Source organism: Sphingomonas yabuuchiae (assembly GCF_001477495.1).
Lineage (GTDB): Bacteria > Pseudomonadota > Alphaproteobacteria > Sphingomonadales > Sphingomonadaceae > Sphingomonas > Sphingomonas yabuuchiae_A.
Map to the genome: position 1 here is coordinate 1 of NZ_LDTF01000165.1, position 892 is coordinate 892.

1 pseudogene is annotated in these 892 nt (G+C 64.2%); it reads right to left on the bottom strand.

The window, feature by feature from the left end:
- Positions 1 to 871, bottom strand: a pseudogene (locus NS355_RS17880) (glutamate--cysteine ligase); the annotation flags it as partial.
- Positions 872 to 892: the final 21 nt, after the last annotated feature.

The window sequence follows — 892 nt, forward strand, 5'->3', positions numbered from 1 at the left end:
TCAGCCGCACCTCGGGGAAGGCGGTCGAAAGGTGATCGTTCCAGTCGTCGATCGTCGGCAGTTCGCCCGGCAGGACCGACAGCTCGCCCTTCAGGAAATCGCGGAACGACAGCCCCGCCGCGTCGATATATTTGCCGTCGCGATAGACGAAGTACATCGGCACATCGAGGGCATAGTCGGCATAACGCTCATAACCGAACCCGTCCTCGAACACGAAGGGCAGCATGCCGGTGCGTGCGGGGTCGGTATCCGACCAGATATGGCTGCGGAAGGACAGCTTGCCGTTGGGCTTGCCTTCGGTGAAGGGCGAGTTGGCGAACAGCGCGGTCGCCAGCGGCTGGAGCGCCAGCCCGACCCGGAACTTCTTCACCATGTCGGCCTCGGACGCGTAATCCAGGTTCACCTGGATCGTCGACGTCCGCAGCATCATGTCGAGGCCGAGCGACCCGACGCGCGGCATATGGCGCAGCATGATCGCATAACGCCCCTTGGGCATGATCGGCAGCTCGGCACGGGTCTTGTCCGGCCACATGCCCAGTCCCAGGAAGCCGACGCCCAGCTTGTCGCCCGCCGCCTTCACCTGAGCCAGGTGACGCCCCGTCTCGGCACAGGTCTGGTGCAGATTGTCGAGCGGCGCGCCCGACAGTTCGAACTGGCCGGCGGGCTCCAGGCTGATCGAGCCGTCCGCACCGGTCAGCGCGATGACGTTGCCGCCCTCCATGACCGGCGCCCAGCCATATTGTTCCAGCTCACCGAGCAGCGCACGAATGCCCGAGGCTTCGTCGTAGGACGGCGCGTGATGGTCGCCCAGCGCATAGACGAACTTCTCGTGCTCCGTCCCTATCCGCCAGCGATCGCTGGGTTTTTCGCCTGTCTTTTATACACATTTGAC